Source organism: Avrilella dinanensis (assembly GCF_002807015.1).
GTDB lineage: Bacteria > Bacteroidota > Bacteroidia > Flavobacteriales > Flavobacteriaceae > Flavobacterium > Flavobacterium dinanensis.
In genome coordinates this window covers 1,115,602-1,135,794 of record NZ_NIPO01000001.1, presented here as the reverse complement: position 1 = coordinate 1,135,794, position 20,193 = coordinate 1,115,602, and the positions used below count along the sequence as shown (strand labels likewise).

13 protein-coding genes and 3 tRNA genes are annotated in these 20,193 nt (G+C 38.0%); 8 read left to right on the top strand and 8 right to left on the bottom strand.

Annotation, left to right across the window (positions count from 1 at the left end; translation table 11 throughout):
• Positions 1–73: 73 nt before the first annotated feature.
• On the bottom strand, positions 74–2,275 hold the full coding sequence (locus tag CDL10_RS05290; protein WP_100677572.1) for a TonB-dependent receptor: 2,202 nt from the start codon (positions 2,273–2,275) through the stop codon (positions 74–76).
• Positions 2,276–2,659: 384 nt separating this feature from the next.
• Between CDL10_RS05290 and CDL10_RS05285 the strand changes: the two genes are divergently transcribed.
• Positions 2,660–3,328 (top strand): hypothetical protein, encoded by a 669-nt coding sequence (locus tag CDL10_RS05285; RefSeq protein WP_100677571.1) that lies wholly within the window; start codon positions 2,660–2,662, stop codon positions 3,326–3,328.
• 472 nt (positions 3,329–3,800) lie between these two features.
• Here the strand turns inward: CDL10_RS05285 and CDL10_RS05275 are convergent, their stop codons facing one another.
• Positions 3,801–5,189 (bottom strand): dipeptidase, encoded by a 1,389-nt coding sequence (locus CDL10_RS05275; RefSeq protein ID WP_100677569.1) that lies wholly within the window; start codon positions 5,187–5,189, stop codon positions 3,801–3,803.
• A 131-nt stretch (positions 5,190–5,320) separates the two neighbouring features.
• On the opposite strand from CDL10_RS05275, the gene CDL10_RS05270 reads away from it, so the two are divergent.
• Positions 5,321–5,402: transfer RNA gene (locus CDL10_RS05270), tRNA-Leu, on the top strand.
• A 120-nt stretch (positions 5,403–5,522) separates the two neighbouring features.
• Here the strand turns inward: CDL10_RS05270 and thiL are convergent.
• Both thiL and CDL10_RS05260 read right to left on the bottom strand, forming a co-directional pair.
• A complete protein-coding gene (gene thiL, locus CDL10_RS05265) occupies positions 5,523–6,572 on the bottom strand; it encodes a thiamine-phosphate kinase (RefSeq protein ID WP_100677568.1) in 1,050 nt (349 codons plus the stop codon).
• A 15-nt stretch (positions 6,573–6,587) separates the two neighbouring features.
• The gene (locus tag CDL10_RS05260; RefSeq protein ID WP_100677567.1) at positions 6,588–9,920 is read right to left on the bottom strand and encodes a glycosyltransferase family 117 protein; all 3,333 of its coding nucleotides are present in this window, start codon (positions 9,918–9,920) and stop codon (positions 6,588–6,590) included.
• 190 nt (positions 9,921–10,110) lie between these two features.
• Between CDL10_RS05260 and CDL10_RS05255 the strand changes: the two genes are divergently transcribed.
• Positions 10,111–10,181, top strand: a tRNA-Gln gene (locus CDL10_RS05255).
• 56 nt (positions 10,182–10,237) lie between these two features.
• Positions 10,238–10,308: transfer RNA gene (locus CDL10_RS05250), tRNA-Gln, on the top strand.
• A 39-nt stretch (positions 10,309–10,347) separates the two neighbouring features.
• Here the strand turns inward: CDL10_RS05250 and CDL10_RS05245 are convergent.
• The 4 genes from CDL10_RS05245 to CDL10_RS05230 form a co-directional block, all read right to left on the bottom strand.
• A complete protein-coding gene (locus CDL10_RS05245) occupies positions 10,348–11,196 on the bottom strand; it encodes a bifunctional helix-turn-helix domain-containing protein/methylated-DNA--[protein]-cysteine S-methyltransferase (protein WP_100677566.1) in 849 nt (282 codons plus the stop codon).
• A 68-nt stretch (positions 11,197–11,264) separates the two neighbouring features.
• Positions 11,265–11,933: a DUF1801 domain-containing protein gene (locus CDL10_RS05240; protein ID WP_100677565.1), complete on the bottom strand. Its 669-nt coding sequence runs from the start codon at positions 11,931–11,933 to the stop codon at positions 11,265–11,267.
• A gap of 10 nt (positions 11,934–11,943) precedes the next feature.
• Positions 11,944–12,306, bottom strand: coding sequence for a DUF2200 domain-containing protein (locus CDL10_RS05235; RefSeq protein WP_100677564.1), 363 nt, complete (start codon positions 12,304–12,306; stop codon positions 11,944–11,946).
• A 217-nt stretch (positions 12,307–12,523) separates the two neighbouring features.
• The gene (locus tag CDL10_RS05230) at positions 12,524–12,778 is read right to left on the bottom strand and encodes a (2Fe-2S) ferredoxin domain-containing protein (RefSeq protein WP_100677563.1); all 255 of its coding nucleotides are present in this window, start codon (positions 12,776–12,778) and stop codon (positions 12,524–12,526) included.
• A gap of 188 nt (positions 12,779–12,966) precedes the next feature.
• Here CDL10_RS05230 and CDL10_RS05225 point away from each other — a divergent pair, with 188 nt between their 5' ends.
• The 4 genes from CDL10_RS05225 (at position 12,967) to CDL10_RS05210 (ending at position 20,185) form a co-directional block, all read left to right on the top strand.
• A complete protein-coding gene (locus tag CDL10_RS05225; RefSeq protein WP_100677562.1) occupies positions 12,967–14,022 on the top strand; it encodes a DUF3810 domain-containing protein in 1,056 nt (351 codons plus the stop codon).
• 403 nt (positions 14,023–14,425) lie between these two features.
• Positions 14,426–15,562, top strand: a complete 1,137-nt coding sequence (locus tag CDL10_RS05220; RefSeq protein ID WP_100677561.1) for an efflux RND transporter periplasmic adaptor subunit — start codon at positions 14,426–14,428, stop codon at positions 15,560–15,562.
• 5 nt (positions 15,563–15,567) lie between these two features.
• Complete coding sequence (locus CDL10_RS05215) at positions 15,568–18,741, top strand: efflux RND transporter permease subunit (protein WP_100677560.1); 3,174 nt, start codon at positions 15,568–15,570, stop codon at positions 18,739–18,741.
• Positions 18,731–20,185, top strand: coding sequence for an efflux transporter outer membrane subunit (locus CDL10_RS05210; RefSeq protein ID WP_100678651.1), 1,455 nt, complete (start codon positions 18,731–18,733; stop codon positions 20,183–20,185). Before CDL10_RS05215 ends, CDL10_RS05210 begins: the two co-directional genes overlap by 11 nt.
• Positions 20,186–20,193 lie beyond the last annotated feature (8 nt).

Below are 20,193 nucleotides of genomic sequence, written 5' to 3'. Positions count from 1 at the left end.
GAAAACCTACAGGGTCAGCACAATAATATGTACAAACCCTGCAGGTTTCCTCCAACTCTATACTACGGCAGTCTTAAAATTTAAGATTCAAGCCGAGCAAGAAATTCATAGTTGCCTGCGGATAATAACCTGCTCCTTCGATGGTTGATATTTGTTCCGGATTAGTCCAGTCATCGTCGTAGGTGTAATAATATCCGTTGGAAATATATTTCGTATCGAAAATATTATTTACCATCAAATCAATTCTTGCTTCTTTGAACCATTTTTTCAACGGCAAACGGTAACTTGCTACAAAATCGGTGGTGGTGTAAGCATCTAATTTTGAGGCATCGCTATCGGTATTTCCCATATACTGTTTACCAACATACTTAGTCAGCAATGTCAATGATAAATCATCAACCGGTAAAAAGGTAATGGCATTTCCGGCAATGAAATTCGGCGAAAAAGAAATATTTGTGTTACCAAAATCTTGAATTTCCCCATCAAATTCAGCCCGATAATCTATATTTTTATTTTGGCTTATGGCTAAATTCGGCTGCCATAACCATTTGTCATGAAAACGGTATCTGGCATCAATTTCGATACCGGCACGAAAGCTTTTCCCTGAATTTTCTCTGACGGGTGCTCCCACATCGTTCAATGCCCCCGTCAATACCAACTGGTTGGTATAGTGCATATAATAACCATTTACATTCAGTTGTAGATTGTCTTTATTAAGCTTCCACCCCAATTCAAAGTCGTCCATAGTTTCCGGCTTCGGATTACCGCTTTCATAATCGTTTCGGTTGGGTTCTCTGTTGGCTCTGGCATAAGATAAATAGAAATTACTTTCATCGTTTAACAAATAAGTCACCCCAGCTTTTGGATTGAAAAAATTGAATTTATCATCAACCAAACCAGTATCCTGCCCATTGGCTTCATAGCTCACGTTTCTCAATTGCAAATCGCCATACAAAACCCATGAATTATCAATGACATAAGTCGCTTTGGCAAAAACATTCGCATCGTTTTTGGTAGAATTATCGAAATAATATTGTCGCTTGTACTGATAAACCAACGGTTCTCTCGTCCACAAAATATCGCCGAAATGGTCGCCTTTGTACTGATTAACCGCACCGCCAATCATCAAATCAAAATCGTCTTTGTTATAATTGGCAGAAAAAGTGAATCCGTAAAAATCATTTTCGAGATATTTTCGACGGATAATATCCGATTCTTCAATCAGTTCGCCGTTAACCATCACAGGTTCAATACCGTATTCGGTTACATCTTCGCCAGCTTTATAGTTTTCATAGTAACCAAAACCATCAGTGTAGTGAAAAGCTAAACTCGATTGCCAGTAGTCTGACCATTTTTGGTGCCAATGTATCTGGTAATGATTTTGTTTATAATTATCGGTTTCGTTATCGTAAAAACGCATATTTCCGTCGTCATCAAAATACATTCCGGAGGTATTAAATCGCCTTCCAAATTCCTTAATATCAGCACTCTCTACACCATTCCACGCCTGATATGTTTTTTCATTTCCGCCAAAAGCCAACATCTTAATCAATGTTTGTCCTTCCACATAAGTACCTTGCAAAAAGTAGGACTGTAAACGACTCGACGCCCTGTCGATATAACCGTCAGAGTGCATGTCTGACAATCGTCCGGTTAGTTCAAAGCGGTTATCAATTAATCCTGTGGTAAATTTAACTGTGTGTTTTCTGGTATTGAACGACCCGAATGAATTGGAAATTTCGCCACCGGATTCGTAAGAATAACCATCAGTTAGCATATTCAAACTCCCGCCAAAAGCACCTGCTCCGTTGGTCGATGAGCCGACTCCTCGCTGCAACTGCATATTCTCGACACTCGATACGAAATCAGGCATATTTACCCAAAATGTTCCGTGCGATTCGGCATCGTTGTATGGAATACCGTTGATGGTTACGTTAATACGTGTTGCATCACTACCACGCACCCGGATTCCGGTGTAACCCACACCGTTTCCTGCATCGGACGTGCTAACTACCGAAGGCATAAAGTTCAGCAAAACAGGAATATCCTGTCCTAAATTCCGGTTTTCCAAATCTTTTTTGGTAATCTTGGAAAAGGTCATCGGTGTGTTGTCTTTGGCTCTTACTGACTGGATAATCAATTCGTCCAAAACTTCTTCGGTTTGTGAGTTTTTCAACGAATCGTTCTGTGTTTGTAACGATTCATCGGTTTGTGCAAATGCCGTCGCTGAACTTAAAACAGCCAGACCGACAGTGCAAAAAAAACATCTTTTCATTCGTAAAATAATTTTACAAATAAAAGGGGCGATTATTTTCTTGTTAAACAATAATGTGATTGTAGAACAACATAAATAAGCGTGCACTCTTATTTATGTTGTTTTTCCCTTGGCAGCATTACCCGCCCAGGTTCATTGGGTATGATCTCAGCCGTTTATAGGCACCCCTTTGAGAACGGTGCAAAGGTAATCATCTTTGGAAATATAACAAGGTTTTTTTGTTTTAAGTTGTGATGGAGTGACGAAGTGACGGGGTGACGGAGTAACATCGTGACAACTCTTGCTTTGTTATGCTGAGCCTGTTTCAGCACCTCATTCACTAATGGCAGTTTGGCTAATCGCTAATTTTGTTTCAAGTTTAAAGATTTTTTGTATCTTACCACTATGAAAAAGCTACGCTACATACCGGGTATGTTTTCTATTATTTTGTTGCCTTTGCTGGGATATATTTATTTTCAGTCAAATGGGTATTTTACTCAATTAACTGCATTGGATTTCGTTGCTGAAGGTTTTGAAGAAATGAGAGAATGGTGTGAAGAAATGAATAATATAGATTGTGGTAAAGAATATGACAAAAGAATTTATAAAGAAATAAGTTTAAACGGAAATAAAGAGGAATCTCAAAAAGCATTTCAATATATTGATAATTTTGTAAGCAAAGTGATTCAAACTGAAGATACCATCAACGGCTTAAAAGTTCATTTTGAAAAAGATGCTACTTACAGCGAATTTATTGAAGTACTAAATATTTTTAATGAAAGAGATGCCCGAATGTATCTTTTAGACAACAGCACAATGTATTTTGTAGGTAGAGATTTGCCGTCAGAAAACATAATTGATATTGATTGCGAGGGACCTCCTGTTGAATATCTGTCTGAGGAAAGAATCGCTAAAATTAATAAAGCTTTTGAAGCTAACAACAAAGATTCAGCATCTCAGCAAATTTTCGACAATCTAAAAACACAATTTTTGCAAAACAAAATCATTTACAGTGCTTATTTCATTTTTGTATTTGTAGCATTGACTTATCTTATTAAAAGAAAAAGCACTTAACTGTTTGAAACGCAAGTGCTTTTTGATGAAATTTTACTTTTGCATTTCAGTATAATATTTGTAAAACAACGGAATCGTTTCTTACTTAGCACACGAAAGGATTCGTACGGTAGCCTAGAAATATAACAAGGTTTTATTTATTAAATATTTTTTGTGCTTTTAGAGCCTGTTTAAATTTATCTTTTTTTTTCATTAACCACAATCTTTTATTAAAAGGATTATTAATACAATGACACTCACAACTACTAATATGATAGTTCTCAAATATATACTCATATTTATCATATCTATGAAACTATAATCTTTTTTAAATTTATCGTTTAAAATATGATAAATGCCATAAACTATAAATGCCAAAATAGCTATATATAACAATCCTTTCTCCATTAAAAGTTACGCCATTTAAAATTGACTTGTATCAAAAAAAAGCACTTGACTGTTTGGAACGTAAGTGCTTTTTGGTGAAATTTTATTATTTATACATTTCAGCATAATACCTGTAAAACAACGGAATCGTCTCAATTCCTTTCAAATAGTTAAACACTCCGAAATGCTCGTTTGGCGAGTGAATAGCGTCTGAGTCCAAACCAAATCCCATCAGAATAGATTTTGATTCCAGTTCTTTTTCAAACAAAGCCACAATCGGAATGCTACCACCCGAACGAACCGGTATTGGTGCTACACCAAAAGTGTCGGTATAGGCTTTCGCTGCCGCCTGATAGCCCATCGAGTCAATTGGCGTTACATATCCTTGTCCGCCATGGTGCGGTGTTACTTTCACTTTTACCGATTCAGGTGCAATGCTTTCGAAATGATTTTTGAATAAGGTTGTGATTTCTTCCCAATCCTGATTAGGCACCAAACGCATCGAAATTTTCGCATAAGCTTTTGAAGGAATTACTGTTTTAGCACCTTCGCCAGTGTATCCACCCCAAATTCCGTTTACGTCCAACGTAGGACGAATTGAGTTCCGTTCGTTGGTAGTGTATCCTGCTTCGCCATACACGTCGTCGATATCCAAAGCTTTGTTATATTCTTCCTGAGAAAAAGGGCGTTTTGCCATTTCATCTCTTTCTTCCTGAGAAAGTTCTTCTACCTTATCATAGAATCCAGGTATGGTAATACGATTATTTTCATCGTGCAACGAAGCAATCATTTTTGTCAAAACATTGATAGGATTGGCTACTGCTCCGCCATATAGCCCAGAGTGTAAATCGCGATTTGGCCCAGTTACTTCCACCTCAACATAACTCAAACCACGCAAACCTGTTGTAATAGACGGTTGTGTGTTGGAAATCATTCCGGTATCGGAAATAAGAATTACATCGTTTTTCAGCTTTTCTTTATTTCTTGGCACAAACCACGACAAGCTACTCGAGCCTACTTCTTCTTCGCCTTCAATCATAAATTTTACGTTACACGGCAAAGTGTTGGTTTGCATCATCAGTTCCAAAGCTTTTACGTGCATGAACATTTGTCCTTTGTCGTCACAAGCTCCACGGGCAAAAATTGCTCCTTCAGGGTGGATAGCGGTCTCTTTGATTACAGGCTCGAAGGGTGGTGAATCCCACAAATCAATCGGGTCGGCAGGTTGTACATCATAATGTCCGTAAACCAAAACCGTAGGTAAGTCGGGATTGATGATTTTTTCGCCATACACGATAGGATAGCCTGGTGTTTCGCATATTTCCACTTTGTCACAACCAGCTTTTTCTAAAAATTCTTTGACCTTGTCGGCTGTATTGATGACATCTTGCGTATAGGCACTGTCTGCACTGACAGAAGGGATTTTCAACAAGTCAATTAACTCATTTATAAAGCGTTCCTTGTTGTCCCTGACGTAATCGTTTATCTGTTCCATATTTGTAAAAAGAAAATAAAATTTTATTTGATAACAAATATAGTAAAAAAATATGGTTCAACTATTGCATAATAAATTTCTGTTCGTATATTTGCACTCGTCTTACAAGAACAACAAGTTCTTCCAAAGCCGCGGGTGTGGTGAAATTGGTAGACACGCCAGACTTAGGATCTGGTGCCGCAAGGTGTGTAGGTTCGAGTCCTATCACCCGCACTTTTAACCCTAACTTTTAATAAGTTAGGGTTTTTTATTTGTTGTTTTAGCCAACATATAGCCATTTAAACTAACAAAAAAGAATTAGCTCAATAAACTAATCCTAATTCTCTTTTATTTTTATTCCTCATTTCCCAAATGATTCCAACCTCGTGCTTTGAGAGGAATCTGAGTATTTTCTCTCGTGACCAGATTCATACCGGCAGTTTGTTCGGTAGTGTGTCCGATTACGGTAAGATTCGGGTTACCTTTGATTTTGTCAAAATCTTCCATTTTGATGGTAAACAGCAGTTCGTAATCTTCTCCGCCATTAATAGAAATCGTGGTGCTGTCTAAATTAAATTCTTCACAAACATTGATAAACTCAGGGTCGAGCGGTAATTTATCCTCATAAATCTGGCAACCCACGCCTGATTGCGTGCAAATGTGTATCAATTCTGAAGATAAGCCATCGGAAACATCAATCATCGACTGGGGTTTCACGTCCAAATCCTGCAAGAGCTTTTTAATATCTGTTCGGGCTTCGGGTTTAAGCTGTCTTTCAATGATATAGCTATACATATCCAAATCGGGTTGATTGTTCGGATTAACCAGAAAAACCTGTTTTTCTCTTTCTAAAACCTGTAACCCCATGTAGGCAGAACCAATATCGCCGGTCAAAATGATTAATTGCTTGTCCTTTGCTCCCGAGCGATAAGCGATATCTGACTTATTCGCTTCTCCGATTGCCGTTACACTGATAACCAATCCGGTTTGCGAAGATGCGGTGTCTCCGCCAATCAAATCTACCTGATAACGCTCACACGCCAGTTTAATGCCCGCGTATAATTCTTCGATTGCTTCCAAGGTAAAACGATTGGAAACTGCAATAGAAACCGTTACCTGCGTAGGCGTGGCGTTCATGGCACAAATATCGGAAAGATTAACCACCACGGCTTTGTAACCCAGGTGTTTGAGTGGCATATAACTTAAGTCAAAATGCACGCCTTCAATAAGCAAATCGGTGCTTACCAATGATTTTTTATTTTTGAAATCCAAAACAGCTGCATCATCTCCTATTCCTGTTAATGTGGACGGATTTTTTACTTCAAAATGCTGAGTCAAATGGTTGATTAATCCGAATTCGCCCAGTTTTTCCAATGATGTTTTTTGGTTTTTATTTTCGAGCATACCTTGTTTTTTTTATTACATCTGTCTGAAAACATCTTCTTTCAGACCGTCGGCTTCTATTAACGAATCCATTTGTTCTTGTTTTTCTCTTTCCATTTGTTCTTGTGCTTTCAGCGATTCATCATCTACGCCTGCTGCTCGCAAAAACCGAACAAAATAATTGCGATAACCTTTCAGTTTTTCTTCTATCGGAGAGGTAATCGTGCTGTCATATTCTTTTGCCATCAGTATCAGATTTTCCATTCGGTGCAGATTCGCCAAAACTTCATATCCGTATTCATTCTGTTCGTCAGGTTTCATGGATTGGTAGAAATATAACTGCTCGTCATATTTTGTTGTCAAACGCGTAATAACTTCATCTGCCTTTTGTTTTTCGCCAAGTACATAATACATTTCGGCAAATGGTTCAACGGTTTCATAATTGCCGTAATAATCAATCGGGAAATTTGCCAGTGCGGTATCTATCACGTCTTTGGCTTTTTTCTGCTGACCTTCTGCGATGAGTTGTTCACTCAATCTTCCCAGATAAATCCGGAAAAACAAGGAGTTTTTACGTGTTTCAGGGTCATGGTAAATGTTTTCGCTTCCGTAGTTGCCCCAATCCCAGCTCATCACGGTTCTATACATTTTATCTGTATCAATTCCGCCCATATTCAACGGATTCGGGTCACTTTTATCTACCGGTGTCTTTACTGGCACCAACTGATAAGCATATCCGGTTAATTGCAGATAATCTTTCATCCAGAGGAAATCTTCATCAGAAATTGCCCCACCTGTGAAATATATCGGGCGTTCCCAATTGTTATTGGCAATGATATCCATCATGATGATTCTCATTCTGTACAAATAAGAAGTATTCATATCAAAATCAATATACGGAACGATATCGTCATGATATTTATCTGAAACAACCTGGTTTTTCATCACTTGTTCCTTATCAACCGTAATACGTACTTTGTTGGTTGGAATACGTACAAACTCTTGTAAATTTTCTGTCTGAAATTTGGTTCTCGGGTCATCTGACGCGATATAATCCAACAATGAATTCAGTTCAATTCGTTCTTCGATTGCCGGCACAACAAAAGCCTGATACAGTTTTTTTCCGTTATATTGCTTATGGTTAAATCGGATTTTCAACGGGTCGGATTCATAGGCTTTCACTTTCATCTGGTCGATGTACCAATCGGCCTGTAACAAAGCGGTGCAAACCACCCGAACATCTGTACGATAACCTTCCACTTCCTGCAAATACCACAGCGGGAATGTATCATTGTCGCCAATAGTGAAAATAATCGCATTGGGCTCGCACGAGTCAAGGTAAGCCTTGGCTGTGGCGAGAGCCGTGTATTTTTCGGAACGGTCGTGGTCGTCCCAGTTTTCTTTTGCCATCAATATCGGCGAGGCGAACATACCTAAAACTAACACCACCGGCAAAGCAATCTTAGCATTCAAACGTTTGGATAATTCATCATACACGGAAAACACGCCGTAACCCACCCAAATCGCGTATATCATAAACGATGCCACCACGGCATAATCGCGTTCACGAGGTTCAAAAGGACGTTCGTTCAAGAATATTTTCAAGGCAAAACTTGTAAACAGGAATAATGCCAATAATACATAAAACGTTTTTTTGTCGCGACGGTAATGAAAAATAATTCCAATTAACCCGAGGATAAACGGTAACATATAATAATGGTTCCGCCCTTTGTTGTTCAATACATCAGAAGGAAGGTTTTTCTGTGAGCCCAAACGGATTTCGTCCAAAGGTGTAATTCCGGTGACCCAATTTCCGTTCATTCTGTCGTTATTCCCCTGAATATCATTCTGCCGGCCGGAAAAATTCCACATCAGGTAACGCCAGTACATATATCCAAACTGGTATTCAAACATAAACTTCATGTTGTTGCCAAAAGTCGGGTTTTGTATTTCAAAATATTCCGAAAATTCCGGATTCTGCAGAAATTCCGCATGGTACCTTTGCAGAGAAATTTCACCGGACTTAAGCATTGATTTCAAATCATAAGCCAGTTGTTGCAACTGTTGATCACCAGCAAACTTCGATTTGATTTTAAAATCCAACGGTTCGGTATATATCATATAGTTTAACGGGTGTGAACCGTCTATACTCCACATTCTCGGCAGAAAGCCTTTGAGTTCGCTCGAAACATTTTGTTCTGCATTTTTGTACTGATTAACAATCTCATATTTACCCGAAACCGTATCACGCTCATAGTTTGGCAATTCATCGACATAAGGTTGATTCTTATCCAGTTCCTGACGATAAGCCGTTGTAAAATAAGTATCATAAAACAACGAACGTGAACCGTATTGCTCCCGATTGTAATAAGCCAGTAACTCTGCCGCATCTGACGGTTTATTTTCATTTATCGTAATATCTGAATTGGCTCTGATAGGCAACATCAACCAACATGAAAATCCGATAAAAACAAACAACATACTAAGAATAACGGTATTTGCTGCGTGTTTTTCCTTTTGTCTTGTATATCTCAGACCAAAAATAAAGAATGCCACAATGAAAACAAAAGCCAGAATTGTCCCGGAATTGAACGGCAAACCTAATGAATTGACTGCAAAAATCTCGAATTTACCAAAAAACTGCATCGTCCATGGTAGCATAAACATAAATGCAAAAAACAAAATGGCGACTACCACTACGTTAGCCACAATAAAATTGATAATTGTTACCTGCGGATATTTTTTGAAATAATACAAAAATCCGATAGACGGGATAGTCAACAATGCCATGAAATGTACTCCAAACGACATTCCTATGACCAAGGCAATGACGAGCAACCATTTGTTGCCACGTGCTTCGTCGATGTCGTCCACCCAGCGTAAACCGAGCCACAACAGCAAAGCAATCATCATGGTTGCCGTTGCATATACTTCAGCTTCAACAGCACTGAACCAGAAAGTATCAGAAAAAGCAAAGGTCAAAGCTCCGATAAAAGCACTTCCTAAAATTGCACAAGCAGTGTTTTTGTTGATTTCTTTATAGCTTTTGACCACTTTCGTGAGAATGTTAGTGCTGCTCCAAAACATAAACAGAATAGCGAATGCACTCGACACCGCCGCCACCATATTTACCGCAAAAGCGATATTTTCAGAGCTACCTGCAAACATGGAAAAGAATGCTCCCAACATCTGATACAACGGTGCTCCTGGAGGGTGTCCTACCTGCAATTTGGTAGAAGTTGCGATATATTCGCCTGCGTCCCAAAAACTTAAAGTCGGTTCCACCGTAAGTGTATAAGTAATTAAAGCCACAGCAAAAGCTACCCAACCTAAAATGTTATTCCATTTTTTGAAATTAATTGTTTGCATATCCTGTTTTTATCTTTCTTGTTCTTTGGCATTTTAATAAAGATACAAAGAAAACGATTTTTTAAGGATTATGCACATAAAACGATTTTTTTAATTTTTTATTCATAAAGATTTGCGTTGTATTTTTTTTATATTACATTTGCAACCGCAAAGGCAAAACCACTTTGTTTTGCAACGTTCACGAGTTTATTGGCCTATGGTGTAATGGTAACACAGCTGATTTTGGTTCAGTCGTTCTAGGTTCGAGTCCTAGTAGGCCAACGAAGTTTTGTAATACAATACTTTTGGTTAATAAATTAGTGGTTATACGAATAGGATGGCCTATGGTGTAATGGTAACACAGCTGATTTTGGTTCAGTCGTTCTAGGTTCGAGTCCTAGTAGGCCAACAAAAAAATCCGTTTTCTGATGAAAGCGGATTTTTGCTTTTATAAATCTTTGTGAATCTGAGCCTGCTCCCACCCTATTATCGCGGTTTTCCGGGTTGTGCCCCAGCGGTAGCCTTCAAATTTTCCTGTCGATTGGATTACCCTATGGCATGGAATCAGGAAAGCAACCGGATTATTTCCTATCGCCGTTCCAATCGCTCTGGAGGCATTCGGGTTGTCCAGTTCTTTAGCGATTTTGCCGTAAGTAGATAATTTCCCAAACGGAATTTTCAGCAGGCTTTCCCAAACTTTCAACTGAAAATCAGTACCTTTCAGGTGTAATTTTATTTCCTGCAGCTTTACCTGGTCACTTTGAAAAATCCGTAAGGCACTCTGCTGCATAATATTGGTTTGCTTCCGAAATGTAGCATTCGGGAATTTATTTTTTAATCCGGTCAAAGCCAATAAATTATCATCTTCAAAAGCCAGATAACAAATTCCTTTTGAGGTAGAGGCGACAATCACATTCCCAAACGGGCTGTTTGAAAAACTATAGTCAACAGTCAGGTTTTTTCCTCCACTTTTGTATTCGCCGGGGGTCATTCCTTCAATATTCACAAACAAATCATGCAAACGGCTCGTACTCGACAAACCGGTGTCAAATGCCGCGTCAAAAAGCGTTGCCTGTTCTTCTCTCAGCAATCTTTTGGCATATTCCACACTTGTATATTGCAAAAATTTCTTCGGGCTGGTTCCTGCCCATTCCGTAAATATCCGCTGAAGATGAGCCGGACTATAAGTTGCGTTTTCTGCTATTTCATTGAGATTGGGCTGCTGCTGGAAATTTTCTTTTATAAACGCAATAGCTTCCGCTACTTTCTCATAATGAATTTGCTCTGAATTTTTCATTTTCCTTGTTTTGATGCTACAAATTTCGTCCATGTATCAAAGCAACAAAATCCGAAATATGCGATTTATTAAAATTCTGAATCCGATGAGTTTGTGTTTTCTAATTGTTTGTGAGAACCGTCACAGTTTGGTTTTCGTTTTGACAGCCCACAGACACAATCAGTTAATCCATATCCGTCCAAAATACGTTGTTTATTTTTTTCAATTCGGGCAAACCTGGTTTTTGATTGTTTCGGCTGGGCAAAATACAAAAAATAACCTTTTTGCCTGCCTTTTGTTAGTTTTTCAAATGCAGTTTTAAACGCTGAATCTTCTCTGAAAATTTGCTCTAATTCTTCTGGAATTACATAGTCTGAAACCGTCTTTGTTTTTACCGCTAATCCCTTTTTTTCTATTTCGATAGCCTCACGGATATATTCTTTAATTGTTGATTCCAGTTCTATGATTTCAGGCAAATCCGTGAATCGGATTTGTCGTGCCGATTGGGTATTTTTTGTTTGCTGAACCAGAATTTTTTCCGGGTCTTTCAACAATGCTCCTTTATGAAACAATATCGCACAATAGTTTTTGAATTCATGAATCAGGACTATATTTTTCCCATTGTTTGTGTAACATGGGTGTTTCCATTTGAACTCTTCTTCCACTTCGCACTTCAAAATAATTTCACGAAGTTTAATCAGTTCTGTCTGCCATTTTCCGAGGCGGGACAAATAGTTATTTACATCTTCGTTTCTCATTCTGTCCGTTTTACCCTCTCAGTATTTTATCCATTTTTTTACCTTTGGCTAATTCGTCCACCAATTTATCCAGATATCGTACTTGTTTTGTCAAAGGATTTTCGATTTCTTCTATCCGATAACCGCAAATTACACCTTTTATCAAGCCGGCATTCGGGTTTAATTCGGCGGTATTAAAAAATGTTTCAAAAGTGGCTTTTTCAGCAATTAATTCCTGAATTTTATCATCATCAAATCCGGTCAGCCAGGTTATAACCTGATGCAATTCTTGCTTTGTCCGTTCTTTGTTTTCTACTTTTGTCACATAATGTGGATAAACTTCAGCGAAAGTCATTTTTGCGATACGCTCATTGTGTTCGGGGGTCGTTTTCATTTATCGGTTTTGTTATTTACATACTCAACAAATTTACACAAATAACTTATATGATTTACCGGAATCGTTTTCTGGAGCTTACAAAACGCTTGTCATACAATGGAAATATCTTTTTTAGATTCCTGCGGAATGACAAGTTTGCGTTGAATGACAGTGTTGCAATTAGATAAAAAATCCATAGAAACTAAAAAAAACCGAACTAAAAATTCGATGCAAGTTAGGCGATAATCTGTTCTGCCATTTTGGTAGCTTTGGCAATATCGACTCTTTTTTTGTATTTTTTTGAAGACGGAAGATAAAAAACCGGGGCTTTCTTACACAATCCCTGACATTTCATTTTTTTGAGCGAAACCCTACAATCGCTGCTTTTCAACAAATTCTCTAACAAAGTTTTAGGTTCTTCATTACATCGTCCGCATTTTTTCCCGTCGCAAAAGTAAATTACTTCTTTGTCCTTTTTATTTTTTCCCACAATATTTGTTGCTAAAAAAATTTCTGAGGCAAATATAAGTTATTTTTATTTATTCTAAATATGTTTTAATTATTTTTTGTGCTTACTAAAATCAAAATGTAATTTAAAAAGGAACCTATATTGTTGTTGTAAAATTACAAGGATTTCATAGATTAATAGCTATATTTACTGCGAAAATTCAGAAAAAAATGAAAAAAATTATCTGCTGGCTATTCGTTTTGGCATTAACTTATTTCGGGGTGTATCTGGCAAAAATAAATCCTTCGTGGATTGATGATTTTTATCTACCATATATTTATGCTAACCTCAACCGGTTATTATTCTTTTCGTTTAATCATTTTGATTTTTCAGTCGGGGATATTTTATATGCTTTGGTCATTCTACTGCTCATCAGGAAAATTGTTCTCATCACCAAAACCAAAAGAAAAATTTTTATTCGGTTAGCTACTTTGGCTCTTCAGTTTGTAGCTATTTTTTACCTGTGGTTTAACCTTTCGTGGGGCTTGTGCAATTACCGGACGCCACTGCACGCCAAATTAAATATTCCTACGCAATATACATTAGCGGATTTGCAAAATGAAACACAACGGCTAATTGGTTTAGTCAATCAATTACAGCAAGAGGTATCTACTGACGGACAAACGATTGAGATTGATTCAGATTTAGAAAAATTCAGTTCATTGGCTTATGACGGTTATCAAAATATGAGAGAAAAAATACAATTTCCGGTCAAAAATATCAGCCGTGTGAAACCTTCATTGTACAGTAAAGCGAATACCAAAATGGGATTTGGCGGATATTTCAATCCGTTCACGCACGAAAACCAGGTTAATACCGAGGTTCCCGCTATTTCTCTTTGTGTAACAACTGCTCACGAAATCGCTCATCAGCTGGGTTATGCCAGCGAAAGTGAGGCTAATTTTTTAGGTTATATGGCGTTGCTGCATCAGGATAATTTGTCTTTTCAATATGCCGCCAACCTATATGCATTGCGTTATTGTTTGCGTGAAATTTTCCGGAATGATTATGAAAATGCTGATTTTTACTTCAGCCAAATTAATGAAGGTACAAAAAAAGACATTCAGCTTGTAGATGAATTCTGGCAAAGCAACAAAAACATTACTTCCGACTGGTCAAAGCAATTTTACGGGCAGTTTCTTAAATTAAACAACCAAAAAGAAGGTATGCGTTCCTATCATCAGTTTGTTAATCTTTTGATTGGATATCATCAGAAAAAGATATAAATCTAATAATCAATAAATTAAAAATATAATACAAAAAACAATGACCGTAAATTTAAGACAACTTTTACTTTGTTTTGGCATGAAGTATTCCTTACTATAAATTAATTATTATTAGATTTGCCGATATTGGTTGTTAATACACACCATAATGAACTGAAAACAGTGGAATTAAACAACAATAAAAGTAGAAAAGCATTTTTTATTTTATGGAGTTTGTAGAAACTTTCTACAAGAAAAAGAGAAAATTATAAAGCATAAATCAATTAACAAAACATTATCATTTGAATTAAACAACTATTATTCAATGCTTTAATTTAACAAAAAACAAATATGTTAAAATAAAAACACAACAAGGAAGTATTGGCAGATATATTGATTATACAATTTAGATATTACACAAATTATGAATAAAGAACGTTTATTGGACTGGAGCTTATTATTAGTTATCATTGCTTCGGTATTTGTTTCATGCGATTTCAATAAGAATTCAGATGAGGAATCTAACGACTTACTACTGCCAATCATTCATGTAGATACGACTACGGCAATTATCGAAAAAGAATATATGGGAAGCATTGAAGGAAAAATCAATGTAGAAATCCGCCCTCAGGTAGAAGGAATATTGGAACAAATTTTTGTAGATGAAGGCGATTTCGTTAAAGAAGGGCAACCTTTGTTTCAAATAGATGTATCTGCCTACAGAGAAATATACAATAATGCATTAGCTAACGAAAATGTAGAAAAGGCAAAGCTTAAAAATGCACAATTGGAAGTCGATAGATTAGAACCACTTATCGATAACGAGGTTATTGCCCCGGTAAAATTAGAAACAGCTAAATCCAATTATGAAATAGCCAAAGCCTCTTTAGCCAAAGCCAGTGCGGCAGTTGCGTCGGCAAAAATCAATATGGAGTTTACCACTATAAAAGCTCCGGTAAGCGGTTATATAGGACGGATTCCGAAAAGAATCGGTAATCTGGTTTCAAAATCAGACAAAGAGCCACTTACCTATTTGTCAGATGTAAGTGACGTCTATGTTTATTTTTCAATGAGCGAAACAGATTATTTATATTTTTCCAAAGCCAACAATCAGTCGCCCGATTCTTTAAAAGGTTCTTCATTAGGAACATTATTACCCGAAGCTACCTTGTTTCTGGCAGACGGAGTTGAATATTCCGAAAAAGGAATCATCGACGCAATCAGCGGACAGATTAACCGCAGTACCGGTTCTATCTCATTGCGGGCAAGTTTTCCGAATTCCAAAGATTTAATGCGTTCCGGTAATACAGGAACAATCAGAATAATGGAAACGAGGAAAAAAGTAATTTTGATTCCCCAGGAAGTAACCACCAATATTCAAGACAAAATCTTTGTTTATTTGCTGGATAATGAGAATAGAGTACAACTCAGAGAAATCAAAACAGAAGGTTCAACAAGCAAGCGATTCATCGTTTCAGAAGGATTAAAACCCGGCGACCGAATAGTAAGAACCGGATTCAATAAAATTTCAGAAGGAACAATTGTAGTTCCTCAAAACTAAGAAATATGCTTAAAGAGATTATCAACCGCCCTATTCTATCCGCAGTAATATCAATTATATTGGTGCTTTTAGGTGCTATTGGGGCGTTTTTCCTGCCTATTACCAGATTTCCTGAAATCGCTCCACCAAGTGTAACCGTAAGTTTATCTTACCCCGGAGCAAGTGCGGAAACGGTAGCTCAAAGTGTTTTATTACCTATTGAAGAAGCCATCAATGGTGTGGACGGAATGACTTATATCTCTTCCAAAGCCAGCAACAGCGGTTCGGGAAGTATCGTTGTAAATTTTGAAGCCGGTACCGACCCCGACCAGGCAGCCGTGAATGTTCAGAACAGGGTATCGAAAGCTTCCGGGCAAATTCCCAGCGAGGTTAATGAATCCGGAATTACTGTTGCTCCCCGGCAAAGCGGTAACATAATGACTATCAACATCTATGCTGATAATCCTGATGAAATATATGATGAAACATTTCTGCAGGCCTTTTCTCAGATTAATATCAACCGCGAAATACTAAGGGTTCCGGGCGTTGCTGCAGTATCGCGAGTTGGTGCAAGGGATTATTCCATGCGTACATGGCTTAATCCTGAAAGGCTTGCCTCATATGGATTAACACCTCAGGAAGTTATCAGTGCCATAAAAGACCAAAGTTTTGAAATCGCTCCCGGAAAAATCGGTGAAACATCAGACGAGGTTTTTGAAACTTCTCTACGACATAACGGGAGATTCAGCCTGCCTGAAGAATATGAAAACCTGGTGATTAAAACCAATGAAGACGGCTCATTTTTGTTTCTGAAAGACGTTGCTCGTATTGAGTTCGGTGCTTCAAACGTGGGTAGTGACAACAGTGTAAACGGCTACCCCGGACTGACACTTAACATTTCTCAGACAAGTGGTTCCAACGCACGGGATATTGATATCGGCGTGAGAGAAGTGCTGGAACGATTATCCAAAACTTTTCCTTCGGGTATTCATTACGACATTACTTATTCCGTTAAAGACCAGATAGATGAATCTATCAATCAGGTAAAAAATACTATTTTTGAGGCTTTTCTGCTGGTTTTTGTAGTGGTTTTTGTGTTTTTACAGGATTTCCGTTCAACTCTTATCCCGAGTTTAGCGATACCGGTATCCTTGTTAGGTACTTTATTCTTCATTTATCTTCTTGGTTTTTCCATTAATGTACTGACCATGTTTGCTCTCGTGCTGGCGGTCGGTATTGTGGTAGATGACGCCATTGTCGTTGTAGAAGCTATTCATGAAAAAATGCAGACAACCGGGTTATCCCCTCGTCAGGCTACTATATTAACGATGAGTGAGATACGTCGGGCAATTATTTCCATTACATTGGTTATGGCGGCGGTATTTCTTCCGGTCGGTTTCATGCAGGGGCCGTCAGGAATATTTTACCGGCAATTTGCCTACACCTTAGCCATTGCTATATTAATTTCAGCTGTTAATGCACTTACCTTTGCTCCGGCTATGTGTGCTTTATTTTTGAAAAAAACACATCATAGTAATGAACACCCGCCTTATCCAAAACAGCGATCCAGACAATGGATAAATAAAATGGAAAGCGGAAAGAGAAAATTCTTTAGTGGTTTTAATATCTATTTCGACAAATTCACACTGTTTTATGCCAGAATTCTGCACGTGTTGTTAAGAAGAACAAAACTGACTTTATTAGTGCTGGCAGGAATCATCGCTTTAGGATTCGTCCTCATGAACCGTACACCTTCTACATTTATCCCTACGGAAGATGACAGCTTTTTAACCTATACAGTTACTATGCCTCCGGGTGCAACTTTGGCAAGAACGAAAAAAGTATTGGCACAAACAGACAGCCTGTTAAAAGACAGACCGGAAATTGCCGGAATGACAAGTATTTCGGGATACAATGCTATTGATGCCGCTACCAGCCCGTCTTTTGCTGTAGGATATATCAACCTGAAACCTTATAAAGAAAGAGGCGGAGTAAAAGATATCTCTGAAATTATTAACGATATTCAGGAAGAATTATCTCAGCTGAACGAAGGTAAATTCAGTGTTTTTCCTCGTCCTACCATTCAGGGATTCGGAGATTTCAGTGGGGTGGAATTTGTTTTACAAGACAGGTTAGATAGTGGTTTTGACAAATTCGATGAACAGGCTCAGAACATTATCCAGCGTCTGAACGATTCTGAAGTGGTTGCTAATGCTTTTACCTCTTTTAATGCTAATTTTCCGCAATATATTTTAGATATCGATTATGTCAAAGCCAAAGCATTAGGAGTAAGTGCTAAAAACCTGATGACGACTATCAGAGCTTATTACGGTCGTGTGCAGGCAGGCGATTTCAGCCGGTTCGGACGTCAATATCGGGTGTATATGCAAGCTGATGTGCAGTACCGCGATACACCTGAAACTTTCAGCAGTATTTTTGTAAAAAACAACAAAGGCGAAATGCTGCCGGTCAATACGCTGGTTAAACTCAGACAGATATATGGTCCGGAAACAGTTACCCGATACAACTTATTTAATGCTATTTCTATTAAAGCCACACCGGCTGACGGATATTCAACCGGAAATGTCATTGATTTAATAGAAGAAATTGTCAGCGAAATTCCCGGAAATTACTCTCATGAATTTACCGGAATGACTCTGGAAGAAAAAAATACCGGAAACCAAGCGATATATATATTCGCAATAAGTTTATTATTCGTATATTTCCTGTTGGCAGCACAATACGAGAGCTTTTTACTTCCTGTGGCTATTTTGATATCTGTACCTGCCGGTATATTAGGCGTTTACAGTTTGATTAATATGGCGGGACTGAACAATAATATCTACGTACAGGTTGCTCTTATTATGCTCATCGGTTTGCTGGCGAAAAACGCCATTTTGATTGTGGAATTTGCCCTGCAAAGGCGTAAAAACGGTTACTCGATTGTGAAAGCAGCCATCGAAGGGGCGAAAGTCCGGTTAAGACCGATTTTGATGACTTCCTTCGCATTTATTGTAGGAATCACCCCTCTGATATTTACTGTCGGTCCGTCTGCGATAGGAAATAAATCTATCGGTTACGGAGCCATTGGCGGAATGCTTTTCGGAGTAATTATCGGTATATTTGTAATTCCTGTTTTGTTTTATGTTTTTCAGGGATTAGATGAAAAAATTAAAGGTAAGATACGCTATGACGAATAAATTAATCAATCTGCTTTTACTGCTAAGTGTGATTGCTATATCATCTTGTAAAAGCACAGTCAATCAATACGATTTTCAGGCAGAATTTCCTGAAAACTATCGGATTATAGATAGCTTATCCGGTCAGGATTCCACTAATATTGCGAATATAAACTGGGAAGATTTTTTCAATGACCCTCAGTTAAACGCTTTAATAGAAAGAGGTTTAGAAAATAATTTCGATATTCAGACCGCTGTGAAAGATATAGAAATATACCGTCTGAGACACAGTCAAAGTAAACTCGAATGGCTACCAGACGTGAGTTTAAACGCAGCCGATGTCAGCTATCAGTTCCGGTCAGAAAATTTTTATTCTAACCCTACAGCAAAGTGGTATGCAGAAAAAGGAACAGAACCGCCAACAAATATGTACACTTATAACCCTCAACAATCCACTTCATTGCAGGTCAGTTGGGAATTAGATATTTGGGGCAAACTGAAAAGGCAACAAAAACAGGCTCTTTTGTCTTATCTGCAAACCGAAGAAGTACAAAAAGCCATACGAACCAGTTTGATTAGTGAAATCGCAGAAGGATATTACAATCTGATTTTACTTCACGCACAGCTCGAAGTTGCCGAAACGAATTATAAATTATCGGAAAACACTTACAACCTGATTGAATTACAATACGAAGCCGGAGAAATAACAGCTTTGGCAAAGCAACAAACCATGTCACAAATGTTATCAGCAAAGGCATTGATACCATCACTCAAACAACAGATTTCTTTACAGGAAAATCAGTTGAGTTTTCTGTTGGGCAGTTTCCCTGAATCGTTTGACCTTTCCTACAGCAAACTGGAAAATTATTATTATAACGACACGTTGCACTCTGGTATTCCTTTGCAGCTCGTGCAAAACAGACCTGATGTCAAATCTGCCGAATATGAACTCAGAGCCATGAACGAGCAGGTTGGTGTGTCGCAGGCAATGCAATATCCATCAATAAGAATCAGTGCCACAGGTGGAGTAAATGCAATGTTGGTGGAAAACTGGTTCAACATTCCGGGGTCGCTGTTTGGTGGTTTAGTTGGCGGAATAACTCAGCCTATATTCAACAAAAAAAGACTCAAAACCAATTATGAAACTGCTTTATTAGAACGGGATAAAGCCGAAATTGAATTACAAAAACAAGTTAATAAAGCCATCAATGAAGTCACAGAGGCACTCATTATGGTCAAAACAACCGATGAACAGATAGACATCGCCATAGAACAGGTAAACAATTCATCATTAGCGGTAAGACAAGCCAACCTACTGTTTAATAGTGGATTTGCCACCTATCTCGAGGTAATTAATGCACAGCGGAATGCTTTGGAAAATCAGCTTAGTCTGAACACGTTAAGAAAAAATAAACTGGTGGCACGTATTCAATTATACCGGGCATTGGGTGGCGGCTGGAAATAATCTGTAGA